Annotated in this window: 22 protein-coding genes; 3 read left to right on the top strand and 19 right to left on the bottom strand. The window is 42.5% G+C overall.

Annotation, left to right across the window (positions count from 1 at the left end; translation table 11 throughout):
- Window positions 1-13 precede the first annotated feature (13 nt).
- The 4 genes from apt to L3V25_RS08430 form a co-directional block, all read right to left on the bottom strand.
- Window positions 14-559, bottom strand: coding sequence for an adenine phosphoribosyltransferase (gene apt / locus L3V25_RS08440; protein WP_089122601.1), 546 nt, complete (start codon window positions 557-559; stop codon window positions 14-16).
- A gap of 113 nt (window positions 560-672) precedes the next feature.
- Entirely contained in the window at window positions 673-1,059 is a 387-nt protein-coding gene (locus L3V25_RS08435) for a YbaN family protein (RefSeq protein WP_144388551.1), read from the bottom strand.
- A gap of 44 nt (window positions 1,060-1,103) precedes the next feature.
- Window positions 1,104-1,226: a hypothetical protein gene (locus tag L3V25_RS16510; protein WP_027697393.1), complete on the bottom strand. Its 123-nt coding sequence runs from the start codon at window positions 1,224-1,226 to the stop codon at window positions 1,104-1,106.
- Between the two features lie 127 nt (window positions 1,227-1,353).
- Window positions 1,354-2,469 carry a response regulator gene (locus tag L3V25_RS08430; protein WP_237294925.1) on the bottom strand — a complete coding sequence of 372 codons (1,116 nt, stop codon included), beginning with the start codon at window positions 2,467-2,469 and terminating at the stop codon, window positions 1,354-1,356.
- A gap of 371 nt (window positions 2,470-2,840) precedes the next feature.
- Between L3V25_RS08430 and L3V25_RS08425 the strand changes: the two genes are divergently transcribed.
- On the top strand, window positions 2,841-3,716 hold the full coding sequence (locus L3V25_RS08425) for a LysR family transcriptional regulator (protein WP_237294924.1): 876 nt from the start codon (window positions 2,841-2,843) through the stop codon (window positions 3,714-3,716).
- 92 nt (window positions 3,717-3,808) lie between these two features.
- On the opposite strand, the gene purF is transcribed toward L3V25_RS08425, so the two are convergent.
- The 10 genes from purF to fabB all read right to left on the bottom strand — a co-directional run bounded on the left by purF (window position 3,809) and on the right by fabB (window position 15,493).
- The gene (gene purF, locus L3V25_RS08420; RefSeq protein WP_237294923.1) at window positions 3,809-5,326 is read right to left on the bottom strand and encodes an amidophosphoribosyltransferase; all 1,518 of its coding nucleotides are present in this window, start codon (window positions 5,324-5,326) and stop codon (window positions 3,809-3,811) included.
- Between the two features lie 43 nt (window positions 5,327-5,369).
- Entirely contained in the window at window positions 5,370-5,864 is a 495-nt protein-coding gene (locus tag L3V25_RS08415; RefSeq protein WP_237294922.1) for a CvpA family protein, read from the bottom strand.
- Window positions 5,865-5,925: 61 nt separating this feature from the next.
- Window positions 5,926-6,534 (bottom strand): SPOR domain-containing protein, encoded by a 609-nt coding sequence (locus tag L3V25_RS08410; protein WP_237294921.1) that lies wholly within the window; start codon window positions 6,532-6,534, stop codon window positions 5,926-5,928.
- Window positions 6,535-6,554: 20 nt separating this feature from the next.
- A complete protein-coding gene (folC, locus tag L3V25_RS08405; RefSeq protein WP_237294920.1) occupies window positions 6,555-7,829 on the bottom strand; it encodes a bifunctional tetrahydrofolate synthase/dihydrofolate synthase in 1,275 nt (424 codons plus the stop codon).
- A gap of 142 nt (window positions 7,830-7,971) precedes the next feature.
- Window positions 7,972-8,886, bottom strand: a complete 915-nt coding sequence (accD, locus tag L3V25_RS08400) for an acetyl-CoA carboxylase, carboxyltransferase subunit beta (protein ID WP_237294919.1) — start codon at window positions 8,884-8,886, stop codon at window positions 7,972-7,974.
- A gap of 287 nt (window positions 8,887-9,173) precedes the next feature.
- On the bottom strand, window positions 9,174-9,962 hold the full coding sequence (gene truA, locus L3V25_RS08395) for a tRNA pseudouridine(38-40) synthase TruA (protein ID WP_237294918.1): 789 nt from the start codon (window positions 9,960-9,962) through the stop codon (window positions 9,174-9,176).
- Window positions 9,963-10,043: 81 nt separating this feature from the next.
- Window positions 10,044-11,705 carry a FimV/HubP family polar landmark protein gene (locus L3V25_RS08390; protein WP_237294917.1) on the bottom strand — a complete coding sequence of 554 codons (1,662 nt, stop codon included), beginning with the start codon at window positions 11,703-11,705 and terminating at the stop codon, window positions 10,044-10,046.
- Between the two features lie 242 nt (window positions 11,706-11,947).
- Window positions 11,948-12,961 carry an aspartate-semialdehyde dehydrogenase gene (locus L3V25_RS08385; protein ID WP_237294916.1) on the bottom strand — a complete coding sequence of 338 codons (1,014 nt, stop codon included), beginning with the start codon at window positions 12,959-12,961 and terminating at the stop codon, window positions 11,948-11,950.
- Window positions 12,962-13,010: 49 nt separating this feature from the next.
- Window positions 13,011-14,177, bottom strand: coding sequence for a 4-phosphoerythronate dehydrogenase (locus L3V25_RS08380; protein WP_237294915.1), 1,167 nt, complete (start codon window positions 14,175-14,177; stop codon window positions 13,011-13,013).
- Between the two features lie 92 nt (window positions 14,178-14,269).
- Entirely contained in the window at window positions 14,270-15,493 is a 1,224-nt protein-coding gene (gene fabB / locus L3V25_RS08375) for a beta-ketoacyl-ACP synthase I (RefSeq protein ID WP_237294914.1), read from the bottom strand.
- A 295-nt stretch (window positions 15,494-15,788) separates the two neighbouring features.
- On the opposite strand from fabB, the gene mnmC reads away from it, so the two are divergent.
- Entirely contained in the window at window positions 15,789-17,873 is a 2,085-nt protein-coding gene (mnmC, locus tag L3V25_RS08370) for a bifunctional tRNA (5-methylaminomethyl-2-thiouridine)(34)-methyltransferase MnmD/FAD-dependent 5-carboxymethylaminomethyl-2-thiouridine(34) oxidoreductase MnmC (RefSeq protein ID WP_237294913.1), read from the top strand.
- 93 nt (window positions 17,874-17,966) lie between these two features.
- Here the strand turns inward: mnmC and L3V25_RS08365 are convergent, their stop codons facing one another.
- The 3 genes from L3V25_RS08365 to L3V25_RS08355 form a co-directional block, all read right to left on the bottom strand.
- On the bottom strand, window positions 17,967-18,494 hold the full coding sequence (locus tag L3V25_RS08365; protein WP_237294912.1) for an NAD(P)H-dependent oxidoreductase: 528 nt from the start codon (window positions 18,492-18,494) through the stop codon (window positions 17,967-17,969).
- 111 nt (window positions 18,495-18,605) lie between these two features.
- A complete protein-coding gene (locus L3V25_RS08360; protein WP_237294911.1) occupies window positions 18,606-18,869 on the bottom strand; it encodes a YfcL family protein in 264 nt (87 codons plus the stop codon).
- A 47-nt stretch (window positions 18,870-18,916) separates the two neighbouring features.
- Window positions 18,917-19,477, bottom strand: coding sequence for an elongation factor P hydroxylase (locus L3V25_RS08355; RefSeq protein WP_237294910.1), 561 nt, complete (start codon window positions 19,475-19,477; stop codon window positions 18,917-18,919).
- 250 nt (window positions 19,478-19,727) lie between these two features.
- On the opposite strand from L3V25_RS08355, the gene L3V25_RS08350 reads away from it, so the two are divergent.
- The gene (locus tag L3V25_RS08350) at window positions 19,728-20,351 is read left to right on the top strand and encodes a trimeric intracellular cation channel family protein (protein WP_237294909.1); all 624 of its coding nucleotides are present in this window, start codon (window positions 19,728-19,730) and stop codon (window positions 20,349-20,351) included.
- A gap of 92 nt (window positions 20,352-20,443) precedes the next feature.
- On the opposite strand, the gene aroC is transcribed toward L3V25_RS08350, so the two are convergent.
- Window positions 20,444-21,529: a chorismate synthase gene (aroC, locus tag L3V25_RS08345; protein WP_237294908.1), complete on the bottom strand. Its 1,086-nt coding sequence runs from the start codon at window positions 21,527-21,529 to the stop codon at window positions 20,444-20,446.
- A gap of 180 nt (window positions 21,530-21,709) precedes the next feature.
- Window positions 21,710-22,642 carry a 50S ribosomal protein L3 N(5)-glutamine methyltransferase gene (prmB, locus tag L3V25_RS08340; RefSeq protein ID WP_237294907.1) on the bottom strand — a complete coding sequence of 311 codons (933 nt, stop codon included), beginning with the start codon at window positions 22,640-22,642 and terminating at the stop codon, window positions 21,710-21,712.
- Window positions 22,643-22,652: the final 10 nt, after the last annotated feature.

Genomic DNA, 22,652 nt, shown 5'->3' with positions numbered 1-22,652 from the left:
CCCCACTCAGGTTTTAGTGACCTGCAAACTCACAAATGCTATACACATTTAAGCCTAGTGCTTTCAATTTTTCTTCACCGCCGATTTCCGGCAAATTAATCACAAAAGCTGCATCAGTTACTTCACCACCTAATTGGCGAATCAGTTTAACGGTCGCCTCAATGGTTCCGCCAGTTGCAAGCAAATCATCAACCACTAATACTTTATCGCCGGCTTTAATCGCATCGGTATGAATTTCAAGAACATCTGTTCCATACTCTAACTCATAAGATTGAGAAACGGTTTCACGTGGCAATTTACCTGGTTTGCGAACAGGCACAAAACCAAGACCTAACTCCAACGCTAATGGGGCGCCAAATAAAAATCCTCGAGCTTCCGTACCTACTACTTTGGTAAAACCCATTGATTGATATTTTTCAACCAACAACTGGATCGTAGCTTGATAAGCTTGCGGGTCTTCCATCAAACTCGTTACGTCACGAAATAATATCCCTTTTTTAGGGTAGTCAGGAATGGTTTTAATGCTCGCTTGAATAAGTGATTGAGTATCAGTAGTCATTATAGAATTCTTATCTTAGGTAAACTTTAGCTTGATAATAACATCACTAAAGCTTGGGGTAATTATTAATATAACTTCAGCAGAAAAAGTCGTTGCTGGATATGGCAAGTATGTTAGTGATTTTCACTAGGATCAGCAACATTTGAAGTTGGCTCATGAACCGGTAAGCGGTGGAAGCAAAAAAACAAAATCGCAAAGCCAAACACCAGTCCTAGCTTGAGCCACCAGTGTGGAACCATCACAAATGAGAAAGTAAAACTCATTGCTAATAGCACATAGCCTCTTTTTTTCATAGCAGCACTCACTGCTCGATGCTGATTCCAGTTATCAATAATTGGACCTAAATGCGGATGGTGATGGATCCAGTAATGAAATTTCTCATTACTACGCATAAAACATGCACTAGCAAGCAGAAGAAATGGGGTGGTTGGAAGTAAAGGAAGAAAGATCCCAAGCACACCGAGCACCAGAGATAAACCACCAACGGCATTGAGTAACATTTTACGGATGATGGTTTGGATTCCTTACAACAGACGGTTAAGCGCTAATTTTGGCTTAAAAGATTAATCCATGTAAGTGTTGCAGGAAGAGTAGGTAAAAGTAAAGCGACAATCACGCCTAAAAAGTAAAATAGATTGAATGGTTCATTAAAGTTTTCATCTGCCATTTTCGGTCCCTCGTATAAAATTGAGGGCAAAATATAGGAGAAAGTCGGACAAACAAAAACCGACAAAACTCAAGGTTATTACAAAGCTGTCAGGTAGCTCACAGAATTCACATCAAAGAGCTGAACTTTATTGCGTCACATTTTTAATCGTTAATTTAAAACTGCGCACCCCTAGTTCGCTTAATACAAGCTCACCACCTTTCTTCATTGGTAGGTGACTAGTTACAAAGTTTTTAGTACAACCTTCACCTAGCTTAATGCCCTTCTCGATGGCTTGAGTTGAGTGATTTTTAGTCGAGCGGTCAAATAGCCAATTGCTTTTCAGGCCAGCCGGCAAAATAGAGATCGTCCCTTCTACCATATCGGCAATACCAAATAACGCATTAATCGGCTCTGAACATTTTGTGCAGCTAATGCCTTTCTCTACTGCGTCCGCTAAGTCTTTCAAATCAGAGTGGCAACGCTTGCGGGTTCTTAAAAAGTCATTAAACAAGGCTCGGATCAACAAAGCGGTCCCGACACCGTTCTCGCCTCCATCCGATGAATCGACAAGATAAAAAGCAAAACGACCGTCCATCAACCAAGCATAATCGAATACCAGTGGCATCATTTCTGATGGTTGCAGAACATGGTAACTGCATTTCCAGTCCCCTTGCTGAGTATCTCGCTCAGGTTGTAGGGCGTGCAGTAAATCTCGTGAGGTTACGACGTTATCTTTGAGGTGATTTAAGTGCCAGTATAATTCCTTCTCTTCATCAACTTGACCGGAATGATCTAACTGAAACCATTGGCTGGAAAAATCACGCACGACACTCGGGTTCGCCTGCGACTCTTCCAAGGTACTTTTTATAGCGGAAGTAAAGTGGTCTAAATGGGTAATCGGTTTGGTGAGAAAGTCTTTAATGCCAAAGCGTAGTACTCGCGCGACATCTCCCATATCCTCAGTGGCAGACACCACAATCATTGGCAACATAGGGAACTGCCAGCTGACTTCTTCAACCAGTTCAATGCCACTCATGATCGGCATGTTTAAGTCGCAAATCATCAGATCAGGCACTTGATGACGTAGTAGTCGTAGCGCATCAAGCCCGTCTTCCGCTTCGGTGACTTCAAAATTAAGTTTTTTGAGATATGAGGCAATCATGCTGCGAAAAATAGGATCATCATCCACCAACATAATGGTTTGTCTTGCACTTTCGAGTGCCATTTTTACGTTCTGCACTTGAGAAACAGATTTATGCATATTGGGAACCTCTTAATACGACTCAGTGCAAGAATTCAACGTGACTTATCATAAAACCATTTAAAAGGTAGTTATTAAAAGTTTTAAATTCAAATTACTGTGATGAATATTATGCCTTGATCCCAAAACGCCATCTCCGGGTGAACTTTCACAAGGTTCCGATGACTCAGCTATATTCTTTGTAAAAACAATTACAAACCATCAATATAGATAGCTCTCTCCCCTCAAGAAAGAAGACAAATTTACTGAAATTGACATGAATACAAGTTATGGTGATATCAAATAACAATAATGTTTGATGTTAAACAACCATCTTACTTAATGTTCCGCTACACTACCCTCTACTCGTAGTATAAATAAGTGCTCGTACAATGAAACTTGATGATTTGAATTTATTCCGACTGGTTGTGGATAATGGTAGCTACACGGCTACTTCCCGTAAAACAGCTATACCTGTGGCAACAATTACTCGTCGTATCCAAGCTTTGGAAGAAGGATTAAATCTACGCCTACTTAACCGTAATGCTCGTAAGCTCTCTTTAACCGAAGCTGGGCAGCGATTTTACGATGAATGTTCTCCACTGCTGAAACACTTAACAGAAACCACAGAGACCATTTCTGATGAATGCCGAGGCGCATCAGGCAAGCTACGTATTTCAGCGCCAGCCAATACCGCCAAACGCATTATCATGCCAATGCTTAATGAGTTCATGGCAAAGTACCCTGATATTCGTATTGAGTTATTAATGACCAACTACGCTGATCGACTGGACCCAACTGAATGGGATGTTATTTTCCGTGTTGGCCCTCAGCGTGATTCAACCTTAATTGCTCGCAAAATCAACGAAGTCAAAGATGTGCTCGTCGCCAGCCCTAAATACTTGGCAGACTGTGGCGATCTACACCATGCTGATGATTTACGCCACCATGCTTTGTTGAAAGGTTTACCACTGGTGAAGTGGCAATTAACCAACTCACAAGGTGAAACGGTCACTATCAATGAAAAAGGCCGCTTAGAGGCGAGTGAGTTAAATGTAGTGCGTAAAGCTTGTACCCATGGCTTAGGTATCAGTTTAATGCCGGATGTGATGATTGAGGCTTATTTACGTGAGGGTCGTTTAGTCCGTGTACTTGATGATTGGAGTGCCAATTCTCGCGATATCTACATGCTTTATAATCACAAGAACCATCAGCCAGAAAAAGTCCGTTTATTAATCGACTTTATCGCGCAACATGAAGTGCTTTAACTCCGCACTATCAGCCACTCAATAACACTAGTCGTAAAAAAGCCAGAGTTGATTAAAACTCTGGCTTTTCAATTTCAACAGCGAATAAAAGCTTACGCGCCTTCGTTATGCATTTCTAAGTTAGCTAAATCAACCTGCATATCACGCTCTAATTTTGCGTCATCATTACGTAAAGAATCGATATGATCTAGGTATGCTTGGTCAATATCACCAGTCACATACTGGCCACTAAACACAGAGGTTTCAAACTCAGTAATGCTAGGATTACCTAGGCCAACGGCAGCTACCAAATCTTCAAGGTCTTGGAACATCAAAGCATCAGCGCCAATCATCTTACAAATTTCATCGGTTTCACGGCCATGCGCAATTAACTCATTGGCGCTTGGCATGTCGATACCATAAACATTCGGGAATCGAACTTCAGGCGCTGCCGACACCATATAAACATTTTTAGCACCAGAATCACGAGCCATTTCGATGATTTGTTCAGACGTAGTACCACGAACAATTGAATCATCAACCAGCAGTACGTTTTTGCCTTTAAATTCAGAACGAATCGCATTCAGTTTACGACGTACTGATTTCTTACGTTGTTGCTGACCTGGCATGATAAAGGTACGGCCAACGTAACGGTTTTTCACAAACCCTTGACGATATGGCTTATCAATCAACTGAGCGATTTCTAAGGCGATATCACACGAGGTTTCAGGAATTGGGATCACGACATCGATATCAAGATCATCCCATTCACGTTTAATTTTTTCACCTAGCTTTTTACCCATTTCAACACGCGCACTGTAAACCGAAATTTTATCGATAAATGAATCTGGGCGAGCAAAATAAACAAACTCAAAAATACATGGATTCAACGTTGGCTGCTCAGCACATTGTTCACTGAATAGCTGTCCATCAAAAGTGGCATAAATTGCTTCACCGGGAGCAACGTCACGTACAAAATCAAAACCAACTGCATCCAAAGCGACGGATTCCGATGCCACCATATATTCGGTACGACCTTCGACTTCACGCTTACCTAAACATAATGGACGAATACCGTTTGGATCACGGAATGCCACCATGCCATGACCGATAATCATCGCAGCAACCGCATAGGCACCTTTAACGATCTTGTGCACTTTTTTAATTGCGCCAAACACATCAGCTTGAGTCAGTGGATAGTTTTCAGAAAGGTCAATTTCTTGGGCAAGAATGTTGAGTAATACTTCAGAATCGGAGGTGGTGTTAATATGGCGACGACCTTGCTCAAACAGCCATTGGCGAATGTCGTGAGCATTAGTCAAGTTACCGTTGTGCGCCAAGGTAATCCCATAAGGTGAGTTTACATAAAATGGCTGAGCCTCTGAAGCGCTAGAACTGCCTGCTGTTGGGTAACGAACATGGCCGATACCAACGTTACCTTGTAGTCGTTTCATGTGTTTAATTTCAAACACATCCTTCACTAAACCATTGGCTTTACGCAGACGAAAACGATTGCTATCTATGGTAATAATACCTGCGGCATCTTGGCCACGATGCTGCAATACCGTTAAAGCATCATAAATCGATTGATTGACAGGCGTTACACCTACGATTCCAACAATACCACACATGTCTTAATCCTCGGTTGGTGGAGAACTGGCGCCTCCAGTTCAATTACAAAGGCGCGCCAGATAAAAAGCTTGAAGTCTGTTTTAAGTGATCAAAAAACGGGGCAATGATTCGGCTAAATTGCGGGATCAACTGCGACGATTTCCACCACTCTGAATTTGGAAACGCGGTAAACGCATCCATAAAAAATAACACGACTGCAATGATCAACACGCCACGCAATGCCCCAAAAACCACACCTAATACCCTATCAGTACCAGATAAACCGGTTTTCACCACAAGTTGGCTAATAACATAGTTCACTACCGCTCCGACAATCAGTGTCGCAACAAACAAAGCCCCTAGAGCGGCTCCATTTCGAACCATGTCATTTTCAATATTGGTAAAGTACGCAGCAAGCTTTAGGTAATAATGGGTGGAGATATAAAATGCACCACACCAAATCACTAAAGACAGAGCTTCTTTAACGAAACCACGAACTAAGCTGATCAAAGCGGAAAAGCCGATCACCCCTAAAATGACAAAATCTATCCAAATCATAAAATTTACATCTTAAGTTGGCGCGCATTTTACCAGAAAAATGCGCGACGCAAACGTTTTCTTATTGGTTAAGTGGCTTAAAAGTCTGCAATTGACCTTTTAAACTTGTAATTTCTTGCAGCTTATCAATCTGTTGTTCCATCTTTTCTTTAGAAACATCAGGACCAATAATCACTCGAGATAGCTTACCATCTTGTTTTAGATGTGCTTGAAATCCGCGTTTTTGTAAATCAGCCACCAACTTTTGGGCATTATCTTTATTACTAAGCGCCACCAGCTGAATGATCCATGCGCTATCGCTATATTGGTTTTTCTCGCGAACTGGCGCAGGCTTGGTGACTACCGGCTTAGGTTGCGGTTTTACTTCTGGCTGTGGCTTAGTTTCAGGCTCAGCTTGTACAGTGACAGATTTGATTGGTTCTGATTTTGGCGCTTCATCGACGGTGACCGTCACGGGCTCTTCCGGCAAAGCGACATCAAGTTCAACCGGCTTTTTCACATCTTGCGAAGCTGAAGCCTGACTTACATCATCAGTAGGTTTAATCGGAATTGCCGCAAACTCTTCTTTATAATGTTCTTTCTGCCCATCAAAAACATCAGGCAAAACAATGACACCAATCGCGACAAGAATCACGGTACCAATCAAACGGCTTTGAAATTTACTCGCCATTTTGACTTCCTCTTATTTGTTTAGTTATCATTTTTTTGTTGCCAGTAATTAAGAACTTCCCCTACCGTATGGAAAGAGCCGACTACAAGCAATACTTCATCTTCTGTAACGTGTTCATACGCTTGAATAAAAGCGTCTACAGGCGTTTCATAGCGGCCTTCATAACAAGCTAAATGCTCAATAAGTTCATCTACGGTTGCGGCACGAGGACCTTGCAATGAAGCCGGATACCAATGTTTTACCACAGGTGCCAGCGTCTGCAATGTGCTAGTAATATCTTTATCGTGTAGCATCGCTACGACTGCTCGTACCGATTTAGCTGGATACTGTTTTGCTAGCTGCTCTACTAGATACTGTGCAGAATGCGGATTATGCGCAACATCCAATAAAACGGTTGGCTGCGAAGACAATAATTGCATGCGACCTGCTAGACGGGCAGCCTTTAATCCATTAACGACATTGATATCCGTTAATTCTAATCCCGATGCGCTCAGCGCCATTAACGCGGTCGCCGCATTGGCTAACGGCAAAGAAGGAACAGGCAACTCATCCAAATCAAAGCCACCCGATTGCCAACGCCATAATTGACGAGCTTCATCGGTAACTTGGTAGTTAAACTGTAATCCAACTTGATAAAACTCTGCACCAATATCATCAGCATGCGCGGCAACCGTCGGAGGTGATTTTGGCTGGCCACAAATTGCCGGTTTACCAGAACGGAAGATACCTGCTTTCTCAAAGCCGATAACGTTAATATCACTACCTAACCAATCAACATGATCGATGGCTAAGCTAGTGATCACCGATACATCATGCTCAACCACATTAGTGGCATCTAATCGACCACCGAGTCCTACCTCAAGCAAGACAACATCGACCTGTTCAGTTTGAAAAACTCGCAAAGCGGCAAGTGTTCCAAACTCAAAAAAGCTCAAGCTGATATCTTTGCGGCTGCGCTCAATAAAATCAAAGGATTGAGTTAAGAGATCATCACTCACATCATGGCCGTTAATGCGTACACGTTCATTATAATTGATGAGATGAGGAGAACTGTAGACGCCAACACGATAGCCTGCATCAAGTAAGATCGCTTCCATCAATGCACAGGTCGACCCTTTGCCATTGGTTCCAGCAACGGTGATAACTTTAGGAGCAGGTTTGGTTAAATTTGCAGATTGAGCGACTTTGCTTACTCGATCTAGGCCAAGATCGATAGCACTGGTGTGGATATTTTCTAAATAATGAAGCCACATCGACAAAGGTGATGTGGCTTCTGGAGAATTATGTTTACTCATTAAACGCATGACTCATTACATCTTCACTTAAGTAAAGATAAGGTATCATTTATTTGCTGCCTTGGCACTAAACCTATCGGCAGCAATCCATTTAATTGCACCTTGACGTTACTTGGGTATAGACCAGTAACCTTAATGAGGATTATTTCTTATCGGCAACGGGTACTTCGTAAGATGGTTCATCATCAACCGAAACCACTAATGGCGATTGATAATTTGTCATCTTAGCAACAAGACCTGCGATGCGCTGACGCATTTCACGGCGATCAACAATCATATCAATTGCGCCATGATCGAGTAAGAACTCACTCGTTTGGAAGTCTTGAGGTAAGTTTTCACGAACAGTTTGCTCGATAACACGACGACCAGCAAAACCAATAATGGCTTTTGGCTCACCGATATTAATATCACCTAGCATGGCTAAACTTGCTGATACGCCACCATAAGTCGGGTCAGTCATTACCGAAATAAACGGTAAGCCTTTTTGCGATAAACGCTCAAGTGCTGCACTGGTTTTTGCCATTTGCATCAAAGACATTAATGCCTCTTGCATGCGGGCACCACCACTGGCAGAAAAACACACTAAACCACAGTTATTCGCAATCGCTTCATCAACCGCACGAACAAAACGCGCACCGACAACCGAACCCATTGAGCCGCCCATAAACGAGAACTCAAACGCACAAGCAACCAAAGGCATACCTAAAAGCTCACCTTTCATGGCAATTAACGCTTCAGTTTCGCCACTTGATTTTTGAGCGGCAGTGATACGGTCTTTATAACGCTTAGAATCTTTAAACTTCAGTTTATCTTTCGGCTCAAATTCCTGGCCGATTTCAACTGTTGTACCTTGATCTAAAAATGTCTCTAAACGACGGCGACCTTTCATACGCATATGATGGTCACACTTCGGGCAAACTTCTAAATTACGTTCTACTTCCGCTTGATATAATACTTGCTCACAAGAAGTACATTTGGTCCAGATCCCTTCAGGAATAGACGCTTTACGTGTATTAACAATATTTGTAGTTGTAAAAATTTTTTCAAGCCAACTCATGGGAAGACCTTTTAGCTAGATCCCTCGCTGTATGCAAAGGATGAGAATTTGAGAAATAAATGCGGGGGAGATTAAAACACATAATACCCGCACTGTAGATAAAAAACTGGTTGTACCTATATTTAGCCGCCGAAATAAGCATCAACTTTTGATGAAAATTAAAGCATTCAAGCTTTTGTGCACTAAAGATATCAATATATAAGTACTGATTAACGCTAGTGTAATAATAATGTGAAAAAAATCCACCCTAATCTATATGAGGTTACTTGGTATATACCCCAGTATAGTTAGTCAGCCGGTAAAAATAGCGGACCAATGGCAACATTAGGTAAGTTAAAGCTTTCAGGGTAGTCGACATCGACCAGATACAAACCTTCCGCTTTAGCGGTTGCCCCTGCTAGGCTGCGATCTTTTTGTTCAAGTAGCCAAGCGATCCATTCAGGATTCTCATCACCAGTTCCCACTTTGATTAAGCTACCCACAATATTACGTACCATGTGGTGAACAAAAGCATTGGCTTTAATATCGACGATCACATATTGGCCCATTCTAGATACATTCAAATGCATCACGTTTCGCCAAGGACTTCGTGACTGGCAATGAACTGCTCTAAAAGAAGTGAAGTCATTTTCGCCCAGCAGAAACTGACCGGCTTGATGCATTTTTTCTTCATCTAGAGGATTGTGATAATGGCTTACTCCAGAATGTAAGATTCCAGGTCGAAAGGCGTTATTAAAGATAATGTAGCGGTAACGACGTGCCGTAGCGCTAAAACGCGCATGAAAGTCATCAGACACTTCATGAGCCCATCTCACCGCAATATTACTAGGTAGATTGGCATTAACGCCCATCGTCCAAGCGACCAGCTTTCTTGAAGCTGTAGTATCAAAGTGGACAACTTGCCCTGTACCATGAACACCAGCATCGGTACGGCCAGCACATTGGACTTCTACAGGATGATTCGCGACAACCGAAAGCGCTTTTTCCAAATGCTCTTGCACACTAGGCACATCTTTTTGTCTTTGCCAGCCGAATAACTTGCTGCCATCGTATTCAACACCTAACGCAATACGCATCTGAAATCACTCTTAATCCACAAATAAAACGGCCGCAAAGTATATACCCTAGCCTATTACCGGTGCAATTTATCACTTTACTTAAATTGAAGATAACAGCTTATTTGCCTCAGCCTTCAATGCTTCATCACCTTTTGAAATCACCGTTTTTAATAACTTAATCGCGGTGCGCTCATCACCCATTTCAAGAAAGACTTTGGCTAAATCAAGGTTACTATTCATTTCTGCATTGATATCAACATCAAAATCATTCACATCGCCGAGTACATCAGGGAAATCATCCAGCCCAACATCAAGATCTGGCTCTTCTTGTTGGTCTATATTTTCTGAATCGATATGTTCAAGATCTTGTGCGGGTTGGTGTTCTGCATGAGAAGAAACTGCCGCTTCAACAGGGTTATTTTCAGTTACGTCAGCGTCATCTTCACTAGTGGTCGCTTCAGCGCTATTAAGGTCAAACACCAGTACATCGTCGAACTTATGGTTAGCGATGTCATCTTCAATAATACGGTCATCTACGGTCGGGATATCCGCTTCAAAAGCTTGGGGCTCTGTATCTGCATCGTGACGTGCTTCTTCCTCACCATATTCAGGTAATTCATCATCAGAAAACTCAAACGTTTCTGTTTCTGTTTCTGTTTCTGTTTCTGTTTCTGTTTCTGTTTCTGTTTCTGTTTCTGTTTCTGTTTCTGAGGAAACTTGTGGTTGTATCGGTGCTGTGTCAACCACTAGCCTTGCTGGTTCAATTTTTTCTTGCGGTGCGACTAGACGCTCTAATTCCTCGCTACGCTTAGGCTGGCGAGTAAACAATAGACGAATAATAAATAGGATTAACACTAGTGGTAATAAAATAATGAACCACAACCACGGATGCTGATTGGCTATACGTATAAATGCTTGAGGAGTATCAATGGACGTAGATTGCGCTTCTGCTTCATTAATTTGCAGACGATTTTGCTCATCTGCTTTCAACGAGGTTTTCAGTTCATTGAGCTGTTGCTGTATTTTATCTAACTCTGAAGTGAGGCGGTCATTCATCGCTTCAACTTGAGTCAGTTCAACCTGCTCAGCATCCGTTTGAATATCCAATGTCTGTTGTGAGTTAATAGCCTGCTGTGATTCAGTGCCCTGTTGAGATTCAGTGCTCGCTTGAGCATCAACCGGAGCAGTCGATTCTGATTGTTCATCAGAGGTTACTTGCTTATTCTCATTCAACGTTTTCGCATTATCGCTATTAGATAAATCTGAAGAAGGTTGTGCTGATGGGTAGTCTGCTAATGTTGCCGGTTTTGGAGGTTGGATCGATTCATCTACTTGTGATGGAACTGGTCGCAACTTATCACGCTGAATAATATCGACTGCTTCTTGAGTTGACTCTTTTTCTATCAGCTCAAGTGTCGGTAAACGCAATACACTGCCAGGGATTAAGCCATGTATATTTTGGTCTTCAAACGCTTTCTGGTTCAGCTTATACGTCGCTAATACGGTTTGGGCGACCGAAACAGTTTTGCTAGGACGATAACCTTTGGCAATTGACCATAAGGTTTCATCTTCGCCTGTCGGGCCATAGATTGATGCGATATCTTCCGTCGATTCAAATGCCGCTACATCCGAAGTGGATTGCGCAGGTACATGATTTGATGGCTCCATTGTGACTCTGCTGTCATCAGCACAAGCAACCGAAATTGGGGTTACCAAAAGTAGCGTGACGGGAGCGATGAAATGTTTGAATGTACGGCGCATAAAAATTCGGCTAATCCAAAGGTTTAATCAATAAATTTAAATATATAGGATAATAACCCCATTCGGGTAGTGTTGCTGATAAAAATCCTTCATTTCTTACTGTTTTTTATCGAATAAAATGATCTCACGGTCAAATTCAAGCATTAAAGGAACATTACTGATAGCGAGATCAAAAAAGCCCTACACTTCTCAGCATAGGGCTCAATTCAATGTTGTGCCTTGATATTACTTGAGTATCACTCTTAGAAGTAATCTCGAATCAGCACTTCAGCAATTTGTACTGCGTTGGTTGCCGCACCTTTACGTACGTTATCGGCAACAACCCACATATTAATACCACTGTGGTGGCTGATATCATTGCGCACACGTCCAATCATTACCGTGTCTTTACCACCTGCATCACGAACTTGAGTTGGGTAGTCGATCCCGCGGAATACTTCTACGCCTTCCATTTGCTCTAGCATATCCATCACTTGCTCAGCATCAATTGGTGCTTGAGTTTCAATATGTAGAGATTCAGCATGACCATAAAATACAGGTACGCGAACACAAGTTGGGTTCACTTGAATAGATGGATCATTAAAGATTTTTTGCGTTTCCCACACCATTTTCATTTCTTCTTTGGTGTAGCCATTTTCCATCATCACATCAATTTGCGGGATACAGTTAAACGCGATTTGTTGAGTGAAGGCATCTTTCTCAACGGGTAAACCATTTAATAATTTAGCGGTTTGGCCTGCCAATTCATCGATACCTTTTTTACCTGCACCAGAAACTGACTGATAGGTTGCAACATTAATACGCTCAATGCCAACTGCATCATGTATTGGCTTTAACGCCACTAACATTTGGATAGTAGAGCAGTTCGGGTTGGCAATAATATTACGGTTTCTAAATTCCGCAATCGCTTCAGGGTTCACTTCTGGCACAACAAGTGGTACATCAAATTCATAACGGAACTCAGAAGTGTTATCAATCACAACAACCCCTTCATCAGCTGCGATAGGTGCCCATTTTGCTGATAACTCACCACCGGCTGAAAATAAAGCGATATGCACTTGTGACCAATCAAAGTCTTCGACATTTTGAACGCGAATCGTTTTACCATTGAAGCGATAAGTTTTCCCTTCACTACGCTCACTGGCGAGTAAATAAAGATCACCTACTGGAAACTTACGCTCTTGTAATACTTCAAGCATAGCTTCGCCAACGGCACCAGTTGCACCAAAGATAGCAACGTTAAATTCTTGACTCATGAAAACCTCAATTTAAATATGGAGCATATTGAAGGCTTAATACACTCAATTAAGCGTGTTTAAACCCTAAATGATAAAAAGGCGTCAGTTCGACGTTCGATTCTTGATGCATAGCTAACGTTATCGCGCTGTATTCGCGGCGATCCCAGTAGTCTTTTCTCATGGCATCAAAGGCTTGAGCCTGTATTGCTGGATCGGCTTGAGCAATCTCTCGACGAAAAACCGCATCATCATGGCGCACATCATAAATCAACTGAGTTAAATTGTGCAGTAATGCTTGGTTTTTCTTACCCTCTTCTGTCCAGCCCGCTGATAAATTCACCATAGGCACTGGAGCAGTTGGTAATAACTCATCTGGATTGGCTCGGTTATTTAGCCCAAGAAACTCGCAAAAACGATTAAAGATCATCGTGGTGCCACGCGCTTTCCCTTCCAGCCCATAGCCTGCAATGTGTGGGGTCGCAAAAGTCAGCAAAGGCAACAGCTCTAGATCTACATTCGGCTCTGGTTCAAACACATCCAAAACCGCGGTAAAACCATCGGCTTGTTGCAAGCGTACTTTTAAAGCTTGGTTATCCACCACGGGGCCACGAGCAGCATTAATTAAAATTTGATCGCCACGTAATTGGTTTAATTCTAGCTCACCAAGAAGATGATGTGTTGGCCACGGCCCCGTTTGAGTGATCGGGGTATGAAGTGAAATAACATCAGATTGTTCGAGTATAGTATCTAAATCAACAAACTCACGCGCATCACCTTGGGCTTGTTTTGGTGGATCATTGAGTAGCACTTTAATGCCAATAGCCTGCAGACATTGCGCCAGATAACTGCCCACTTGACCTGCACCGATGATTCCTACCGTTTTATCGAATACAGAGAAACCTTGTTGCTGAGCAATCACCAATAAAGAACTAATGACATATTCTGCCACCCCAACTTTATTGCAACCGGGTGCCGCGCTGAACGTAATGCCTTTGCTAGCTAGCAATTCTTGGTCTACATGATCCATACCAGCAGTCGCGGTGCCGACAAACTTCAAACGATCCGCTTTGGCTAATAATGCAGCATTCACTTTGGTCACAGAGCGAATCATTAATGCGTCTACCCCGATTAAATCATCAGCGCTTATATTGCGCCCAGATTTCATCTCAACCTCCCCTAGTTGGCTAAACAAGGCTTCGGCGTAAGGCATATTCTCATCAATGACTATTTTCATTTTTTACACTCATAAACAACTAATTTCTTTAATGATAAAAAAATCCCCGACCTAAGCCGAGGATTATTTATTCTTTGATTAAAAATAACGAATTAAGCTTCGTATTTTTTAATCACTAGCGTTGCGTTAGTACCACCGAAACCAAAGCTGTTTGACATGACTGTCTTCAACTCTTGCTCACGTGGTGCAGTTACGATATCTAGACCTTCCGCTGCTGGATCTAACGTTTCTACGTTAATGCTTGGTGCAATGAAGTTATTCTCAAGCATTAGCGTTGAGTAGATTGCTTCATGAACGCCTGCCGCACCTAGTGCGTGACCCGTCATTGCTTTGGTTGCAGAAATCGCAGGGCATTTGCCGCCGCTGTCTTTACCAAATACTTCTTGGATTGCGCCAAGTTCTTTCACATCACCAACTGGCGTTGAAGTGCCGTGCGTATTTACGTAATCGATAGCATCTACATTTTGCATTGCCATTTTCATACAACGTACAGCGCCTTCACCTGATGGTGCTACCATGTCGTAGCCATCAGAAGTCGCACCGTAACCTACGATTTCGCCGTAGATTTTTGCGCCACGAGCAAGTGCATGCTCTAATTCTTCGATAACGACCATACCGCCGCCACCAGAGATAACAAAACCATCGCGGTCTGCATCATAAGTACGAGAAGCACGATCTGGTGTTTCATTATACTTAGTAGAAAGTGCGCCCATCGCATCAAACATCATTGCAGATGACCAGTGAAGCTCTTCACCACCACCAGCAAACACAACATCTTGTTTGCCCAATTGAATAAGCTCCATCGCGTGACCGATACAGTGTGCTGATGTCGCACAAGCAGAACTGATGCTGTAGTTAACACCGCGAATTTTAAATGGTGTAGCAAGACATGCAGAAACTGATGATGCCATGGTGCGTGGAACCATGTATGGACCAATACGCTTAACGCCTTTTTCACGCAGAGTATCGACAGAAACCACTTGGTTTTGAGAAGAAATACCACCAGAACCAGCAACTAGACCAGTGCGGTCATTTGAGACTTGCTCTTCTGTTAGCTTAGAATCTTCAATCGCTTGCTGCATAGCTAGGTAGGCGAATGAGGCTGTATCACCCATAAAGCGCATTTGTTTACGATCGATATGCTCACTTGGATTGATTTTTAATTCACCCCAAACTTGAGAGCGTAGACCCGCTTCTTTAAATTGCTCTGAACCTGTGATGCCAGATTTACCTGTTTTTAAAGAGGCTAAAACTTCTTCTACGTTATTACCAATACTAGATACAATGCCTAGGCCAGTGATGACGGCTCGTTTCATGTGACGTTCCTATAATTCAAAAATCGCTTAATGATAACTGACTTAACAAAATAAGTGGTCAGCTTTCCTTGATACCCTAACTCTCGTGAGTAAATTTATTCACTATCGGTTAAATTACTTTCAGCTTATCGAACCGATTCAAGGTGTATATTGATCTTGATCGCCATGCTAACGAAAAGCGTGACATGATGAAAGCTGAGTTTAACTCAACGCTTCATTGCTTATATCAATAGAACACCAACTACTCTGCATTTTAAGCTCACTTGGGTATATAATAGCCCCAAATTGATACAAAATGACAGGTAATATCCGCGTGATCAAAAATGCCCAACTGGATTGGAATGAATCCGGTACTCCCGTTTCCCACCAATTTGATGATGTTTATTTCTCTAATGCCAATGGATTAGAAGAAAGCCGCTATGTATTCATCCAGCAAAATCATCTACCTACGCGCTGGCAGCAAGCATCGCAATCTCGTTTTGTGATTGCTGAAACCGGATTTGGTACTGGGCTGAATTTTCTCGCGGTTTGGAAAGAGTTTGAAACATTTAAACAAAGCCAGCCTGACTCGCCATTAACTCAATTGCACTTTATTAGTTTCGAAAAGTTTCCTGTGCATATTGATGATCTCATTAAAGCACATGCCGCTTGGCCAGAACTGGCTGATTACGCAAAACAACTCCAAGCACACTACCCGATTGCGGTACCAGAATGTCATCGTTTAGTCCTCGCCGATGGCATGATCACATTAGATTTATGGTTTGGTGATATTCATAACAGCTTGCCGAAACTGGCGCAAACCGAAGCAGGTCTTGTGGATGCTTGGTTCTTAGATGGCTTCGCGCCCAGTAAAAACCAAGACATGTGGAATGATGCCTTATTTCAACACATGGCACGCTTAACTAAAGCGGAAGGGACTTGTGCAACCTTTACGGCGGCAGGATTTGTTCGTCGTGGGTTAATTGAAGCTGGATTTGACATGAAAAAAGTCAAAGGCTTTGGCACCAAACGTGAAATGATTGCTGGTACATTACAGCCGTCATTAGCCAAACAACAGTCGTTAACCAAAAACTCTTTTGCTCCTTGGTTTCAACGCTACCCTATTGAGCAATTTGATCGCCAGAAACCAACCGCAATTATCGGTGGTGGGGTCGCTAGTGCCACGTTAGCGTTAGCCTTATATCGCCGTGGTCATAGCATCACTCTTTATTGTGAAGATGATAAGCCGGCATTGGGCGCATCCGGTAATCGACAAGGTGCGCTTTACCCACTGATTGCAGAGCCTGAATCGCCGCTCAATCGTTTCTTTGCGCCAGCTTTTCTGTTTGCGCGCCAATTGGTTAAGCAAGCCGCCCAACAACTTGAATTTGATTACGACTTATGTGGTGTCACTCAACTAGCTTGGAGTGATAAAGCCAAGAAAAAACTCGATAAAATGCTGCTTAATGACTACCCACAGGAATTACTGCATAGCCTAACCGCAGAACAAACTGAGCAAGTCATCGGTTTAGATATCGACCAAGAAAGTATTCACTATCCGCTTGGTGGCTGGTTATGCCCACAGCAGCTCACGCAAGCAATTATTTATGAGTTATCGCAGCAAAAAAGCAGGCAGCAACCCAACGTTGAGGTTCATTTTAATACTCAAATTGAATCGCTTTCTTATGATAAGGCTGAGCAAAATTGGACGCTTCATCATTCGCAGAAGAGTTTCAAGCACCAAGCCGTTGTGGTTGCCAATGGTCACCAGTTTTCTCGCTTTGAACAATTAAAACCGATTGCAGCAACATCGGTGAAAGGCCAAGTCAGTCATATTCCAACGACAGAATCGCTAAGCAAACTCAAAACCGTCTTATGCTATGACGGCTATATGACTCCGCAAAATCCAAACAATGCTCATCATTGTATTGGCGCAAGCTATGATAGAAATAATATCGACCAAGAATTTGATCCTATGGCACAAGTCAGCAACGGCGAGCGTTTGAAGCAATGTTTGCCGAATCAATCCTGGCCGAATGAAGTGGATACCAGTGAAAACCTTTCTCGACAAGGTATTCGCAGCGTCACCCGCGACCATCTACCTTTTGTTGGCAATGTGTTTAAATTCGAACCTGTGGTCGAAAGCTACGCTAAACTCGACCCACAAATTCTGCGGAAACGTCCCGATTTAATGCCAGAGATCCCGCATTATCCGAATCTGTTTTGTATGGTAGGACTAGGCGCGCGTGGATTGTGCTCGGCACCATTATTAGCCGAAGTACTGGCTTCGCAAATATCCGGTGATCCACTTCCCCTGCCGCTCGAAGTATTAGAAAAAATTCATCCGGCAAGAATGTGGGTTCGTAAAATGCTAAAAGGTCGACCGATCACCGAAGAGTAAAGATTGAAATATTTATAATAGATAAATCAAAACGGGATGAACCATCACAGTTCATCCCGTTTTTAATAATTTATCCAGATTCAAATAAGCGTACTACGCTTTTAGACTTGCCGCGGCATCCGCTAGTTGCTTAGCAATGTCAGCATCCGTCACTTCGCCTTTTTCCATATCAAACACATCATAAAAGCTTGGTACTGAAACCGATGCTTTCACTTCCGCGTGGAAGAAAGCTGCTGAACCAACTGCTTGGGCTAAAACGCTTTGTGCGCCACCAGGGCCAGGGCTAGTTGAAAGATACACAACTGGCTTGTGAGCAAACATTTGTTGATTAATGCGCGATGCCCAATCAAACAAGTTTTTATAAGCGGCGGTATAAGTACCGTTATGTTCAGCGAAAGAAATTACGAATGCATCGGCACTTTCTAATTTTGCGAAATAAGCCTGCGCACCGTCTGGGCGACCGACTTCTTTCTCTGTGTTTTCACTAAATAGTGGCACAGGGAAATCATTAAGATCTAACACTTCAACTTCTGCACCATCAACAAGGTTAGCGGTATAAGTTGCTAATGCTTTGTTGATTGAATTAAAACTTGTACTTGCACCGAATGCGATAATTTTCATAACTATTCCCTATCAAAACTGGCTGTTGTTTACGATGGATATTACTTTACGATATTACTCATCACTTACCAGACAACTTCCTATATCAACTTGTTCAAAAAATCAGAACGACTACATTTTGGCAACCAATGATTGCCACATGTCCGCTACGATCACTTGATCCGCTGGCGTTAATTCATTACGAGCTTGGTCTAAACTAGCTTGAATACGTTGCTTAAACACTTCAACATCTTGCACACCTTCTGCTTCACAATCAGCGGCAGAAAGAGAGATGTGTCCTCGTAAATAACCACCTGCAAACAACTCATCGTCAGATGCCGTTGCCACAGTTTGGTCAATGGCTTCCAGAAGTTTTTCTTCCAATTCTATAATCATCTTGCTCTCTACTTTCATTAAACCACTATTTTTTGAATTCTTATTTATTAACTCACAATAAACTGCTCAGGTGTTAGCGGCGGTGTTTGATAATGCGATTGTAACGCATTCGATAACATAGCAACACGTACCGGTAACCCTTGTTGTAAAATTTGTAGCACTTCTTGATGCACTTTCGCCATAAACCCTAAACGGTCTGGCTCAAAATCACCATTTAAATTGTCACAGCTCACTGAAAATGGAAAACCAGCACTGACTGATAATATCCATTCATACGCTTGAGGACGTATTTCGACTTTTTCAAACTCAGCCTGCACTTCTGCGGTTCGACCATCGGGTTCATACCAGTAGCCAAAATCTTCTAATAAGCGACGTTCAGGCCCTGCGACACACCAATGGGCGGCTTCATGCATGGCTGAAGCAAAAAAGCCATGAGCAAAAATAATGCGGTGGTAGTCTAGCGTTTCATCTGCTGGCAGATAAATAGGCTCATCATCACCACGAATCAACTTGGTGTTATAAGAAGGGTAAAAAGTCTGATTAAAAATAGAAATAATCGCCTCTGGAGTGTGGAGATGTTTATTATGGTGTTGCTTATTAGCGCTCATTAGAAATTATGACAACATACAGGGAACATGTCGGCTATTGTCCTTACTTTTGACTATAAGGTAAAGCCTCCCCCCCCTAACTTAACGACTCAAATATCACTCATCTATCCATCTGCGATAACAAAATTGCAAAACCATTATTTTTTCTAATCAATTAAGCCCAAAAATCACGATAATTCTCATTCGTCAGCATGTTATAGAACGCATACAATCACGCCCTTATTTCAGACCTAACAACAGTGAGAATGCCATGTTATTAAGCATTATTTATATTATTGGTATTACAGCAGAAGCCATGACTGGCGCATTAAGTGCTGGTCGTAAAAACATGGATTGGTTTGGCGTGATGTTGGTGGCAAGTGCCACGGCAATAGGCGGCGGTAGCGTACGTGACATTTTATTAGGTCACTACCCTTTAACTTGGGTTAAACATCCAGAATATTTGCTAATCACTTGCTTAGCGGGGATCTTAACTACCTGGCTGGCTAAATGGGTAGTCAAATTTAAAGGCGTGTTCATCCGCTTAGATGCACTAGGGCTTGCGGCTTTTAGTGTTATTGGTTGCCAGGTCGGTATCAATATGGGACTGCATTTTGGTATTTGTATCGTAGCCGCCATTGTTACCGGTGTCTTTGGTGGACTATTACGTGACTTAATTTGTCGACAAGCACCATTGGTATTACACCAAGAGCTATACGCTTCTGTTTCAATGATCGTTGCGGGGTTGTATTTATTGCTACAACATTATGGTGTGGATGAAAACCTGACCATTATTGTGAGCCTAGTTTCAGGCTACTTACTGCGTATGGCTTCGGTTCGCTTCAATTGGCGTTTACCAGTATTTCAACTCAAGGTTGAAGGCTCGGTTCATTAATTGGTTCACTAAGTGATCTAATCATTTAAGGTATGAAAAAGCCCACACGATCAATAATCATGTGGGCTAAACTCTATTCTACTTATTGAAGCTTAAATAGTCGGAGTCTCTGTCACTACTCCGTGGTTTTGACCGCGATGTCTTAATAAATGATCCATCAACACAATTGCCAACATGGCTTCGGCAATCGGGACGGCACGAATACCAACACATGGATCATGGCGACCTTTTGTAATCAATGACGTGGATTCACCTTGACGATTAATGGTTTCACCCGGTACGGTAATACTTGAGGTTGGCTTCAATGCAATGCTAGCAACGATATCTTGCCCAGAAGAAATGCCGCCTAATATGCCACCAGCATGGTTCGATTTAAAACCTTGTGGTGTCATTTCATCACGGTGTTGACTGCCTTTTTGATTGGCAACCGCAAAGCCATCGCCAATCTCAACGCCTTTAACCGCATTAATCCCCATTAAAGCATGTGCAATATCAGCATCCAGACGGTCAAAAATAGGCTCACCTAGACCAACCGGTACATTGGTTGCGACGACAGAAAGTTTCGCACCAATAGAATCGCCCTGCTTTTTCAAGTCACGAATTAATTCATCGAGCGCATCAACTTTATCAACATCTGGGCAGAAAAATGGGTTATTTTCAATTTCATCCCAATCGACTTTATCGATCGTCACATCACCCATTTGTGATAAATAAGCGCGAACTTCAATACCAAATTCTTGCTTTAGGTACTTTTTAGCAATACCGCCTGCCGCAACACGCATCGCCGTTTCACGAGCAGAAGAACGACCACCGCCACGATAATCACGTACGCCATATTTTTGATGATAAGTGTAGTCAGCGTGACCGGGACGGAATTTATCCATGATTTCAGAATAATCTTTCGAACGCTGATCGGTATTTTTAATCATCAAACCGATAGAAGTTCCGGTGGTTTGTCCTTCAAACACGCCTGAAAGGATTTCCACTTCATCAGGTTCGCGACGAGCGGTGGTATAACGCGAAGTTCCTGGACGACGACGATCGAGATCTTTTTGTAAATCTTCTTCTGTAATTTGTAATCCCGGAGGACAACCGTCAACAATACAACCTAAGGCTTTACCGTGGCTTTCACCAAATGTAGTCACTCGAAAGTGCTGACCAATACTATTCCCTGCCATGAATCCCTCTTAATCAATCTTTTGCTTTTATTTGCTATATCTTTAGATAGTGTCGTCAAGCCTTAAACTTGTAAACCCTATTTTTAAAAATAATCGCTACATTCGCCAGAAATCACCCAATAAAAATGCCAACCCCAGAAAAAGGTTGGCATTACAAAGCTCATCTATCGTTAATCAAGACTACTTTTTATAAATCGCAAATTCACTCGCATGTTCAACTAGCTGCTCACGAGTTAATAGAAATACTCCGTGACCGCCATTTTCAAACTCTAACCAAGTAAACGGAACTTGCGGGTATTGCTCCACCACATGAACCATTGAATTACCTACTTCACAGATCAAAATACCATTGTCGGTTAGGTAGTCTGGGGCATCGGCTAGAATACGGCGCATCAATTTCAAACCATCGCTACCCGCTGCTAAGCCTAATTCAGGCTCATGCTTAAATTCTTCCGGTAGGCTGTCCATATCTTCTTGGTCAACATACGGAGGATTGGTCACGATGATGTTGTATTTATCTTGCGGAATATCATTAAACAGATCCGAACGCAGTGGGTATACTTGCTGCTCTAAACCATGGTCGTGAATATTTTGCTCAGCCACTTCTAACGCTTCAAGTGAAATATCAACCGCATCCACTTCTGCATCTTCAAAAGCATAAGCACAAGCAATCGCAATACAGCCACTACCTGTACACAGATCCATAATGCGCGTTGGTTCTTCGGTTAACCAAGGCTGGAATTGCTGTTGAATAAGCTCACCGATTGGCGAACGTGGCACAAGTACGCGCTCATCCACATAAAACTCAAGACCACAGAACCATGCTTTGTTGGTTAAGTATGCCGTTGGCGTGCGCTCGTTAATACGCTGAATAACACGCTCAACAATGCGCATACGCTCACTGGTAATTAAACGAGAGTTCAATACATGCGGCGGAACATCAATTGGCAAATATAAAGTTGGAAGAATTAATTGCACAGCCTCATCCCAAGAGTTATCTGTGCCATGACCATAAAACAGTCCTGCCGCATTGAATCGACTCACTGTCCAACGAATCATGTCTTGAAGGGTATGCAGTTCTGATACCGCTTCATCTATAAAAATTTTATCCAAGAGTGCCTCC

Origin of the sequence: Vibrio sp. CK2-1 (assembly GCF_021726515.1) — a bacterium.
Taxonomy (GTDB): Bacteria; Pseudomonadota; Gammaproteobacteria; order Enterobacterales; family Vibrionaceae; genus Vibrio.
Note: the sequence above shows the minus strand (reverse complement) of the source record. Positions and strands in the feature narration are given on the sequence as shown.

What these genes read in the sequence shown, in the direction of transcription:
- apt (WP_089122601.1), bottom strand. Translation starts at nt 559, where the DNA reads ATGACTACTGATACTCAATCACTTATTCAAGCGAGCATTAAAACCATT.
- L3V25_RS16510 (WP_027697393.1), bottom strand. Translation starts at nt 1,226, where the DNA reads ATGGCAGATGAAAACTTTAATGAACCATTCAATCTATTTTACTTTTTA.
- L3V25_RS08435 (WP_144388551.1), bottom strand. Translation starts at nt 1,059, where the DNA reads ATGTTACTCAATGCCGTTGGTGGTTTATCTCTGGTGCTCGGTGTGCTT.
- fabB (WP_237294914.1), bottom strand. Translation starts at nt 15,493, where the DNA reads ATGAAACGAGCCGTCATCACTGGCCTAGGCATTGTATCTAGTATTGGT.
- folC (WP_237294920.1), bottom strand. Translation starts at nt 7,829, where the DNA reads ATGAGTAAACATAATTCTCCAGAAGCCACATCACCTTTGTCGATGTGG.
- aroC (WP_237294908.1), bottom strand. Translation starts at nt 21,529, where the DNA reads ATGGCAGGGAATAGTATTGGTCAGCACTTTCGAGTGACTACATTTGGT.
- mnmC (WP_237294913.1), top strand. Translation starts at nt 15,789, where the DNA reads ATGACAGGTAATATCCGCGTGATCAAAAATGCCCAACTGGATTGGAAT.
- purF (WP_237294923.1), bottom strand. Translation starts at nt 5,326, where the DNA reads ATGTGTGGTATTGTTGGAATCGTAGGTGTAACGCCTGTCAATCAATCG.
- L3V25_RS08425 (WP_237294924.1), top strand. Translation starts at nt 2,841, where the DNA reads ATGAAACTTGATGATTTGAATTTATTCCGACTGGTTGTGGATAATGGT.
- L3V25_RS08390 (WP_237294917.1), bottom strand. Translation starts at nt 11,705, where the DNA reads ATGCGCCGTACATTCAAACATTTCATCGCTCCCGTCACGCTACTTTTG.
- L3V25_RS08385 (WP_237294916.1), bottom strand. Translation starts at nt 12,961, where the DNA reads ATGAGTCAAGAATTTAACGTTGCTATCTTTGGTGCAACTGGTGCCGTT.
- L3V25_RS08430 (WP_237294925.1), bottom strand. Translation starts at nt 2,469, where the DNA reads ATGCATAAATCTGTTTCTCAAGTGCAGAACGTAAAAATGGCACTCGAA.
- accD (WP_237294919.1), bottom strand. Translation starts at nt 8,886, where the DNA reads ATGAGTTGGCTTGAAAAAATTTTTACAACTACAAATATTGTTAATACA.
- L3V25_RS08355 (WP_237294910.1), bottom strand. Translation starts at nt 19,477, where the DNA reads ATGAGCGCTAATAAGCAACACCATAATAAACATCTCCACACTCCAGAG.
- L3V25_RS08365 (WP_237294912.1), bottom strand. Translation starts at nt 18,494, where the DNA reads ATGAAAATTATCGCATTCGGTGCAAGTACAAGTTTTAATTCAATCAAC.
- L3V25_RS08410 (WP_237294921.1), bottom strand. Translation starts at nt 6,534, where the DNA reads ATGGCGAGTAAATTTCAAAGCCGTTTGATTGGTACCGTGATTCTTGTC.
- L3V25_RS08350 (WP_237294909.1), top strand. Translation starts at nt 19,728, where the DNA reads ATGTTATTAAGCATTATTTATATTATTGGTATTACAGCAGAAGCCATG.
- truA (WP_237294918.1), bottom strand. Translation starts at nt 9,962, where the DNA reads ATGCGTATTGCGTTAGGTGTTGAATACGATGGCAGCAAGTTATTCGGC.
- L3V25_RS08360 (WP_237294911.1), bottom strand. Translation starts at nt 18,869, where the DNA reads ATGATTATAGAATTGGAAGAAAAACTTCTGGAAGCCATTGACCAAACT.
- L3V25_RS08415 (WP_237294922.1), bottom strand. Translation starts at nt 5,864, where the DNA reads ATGATTTGGATAGATTTTGTCATTTTAGGGGTGATCGGCTTTTCCGCT.
- L3V25_RS08380 (WP_237294915.1), bottom strand. Translation starts at nt 14,177, where the DNA reads ATGAAAATAGTCATTGATGAGAATATGCCTTACGCCGAAGCCTTGTTT.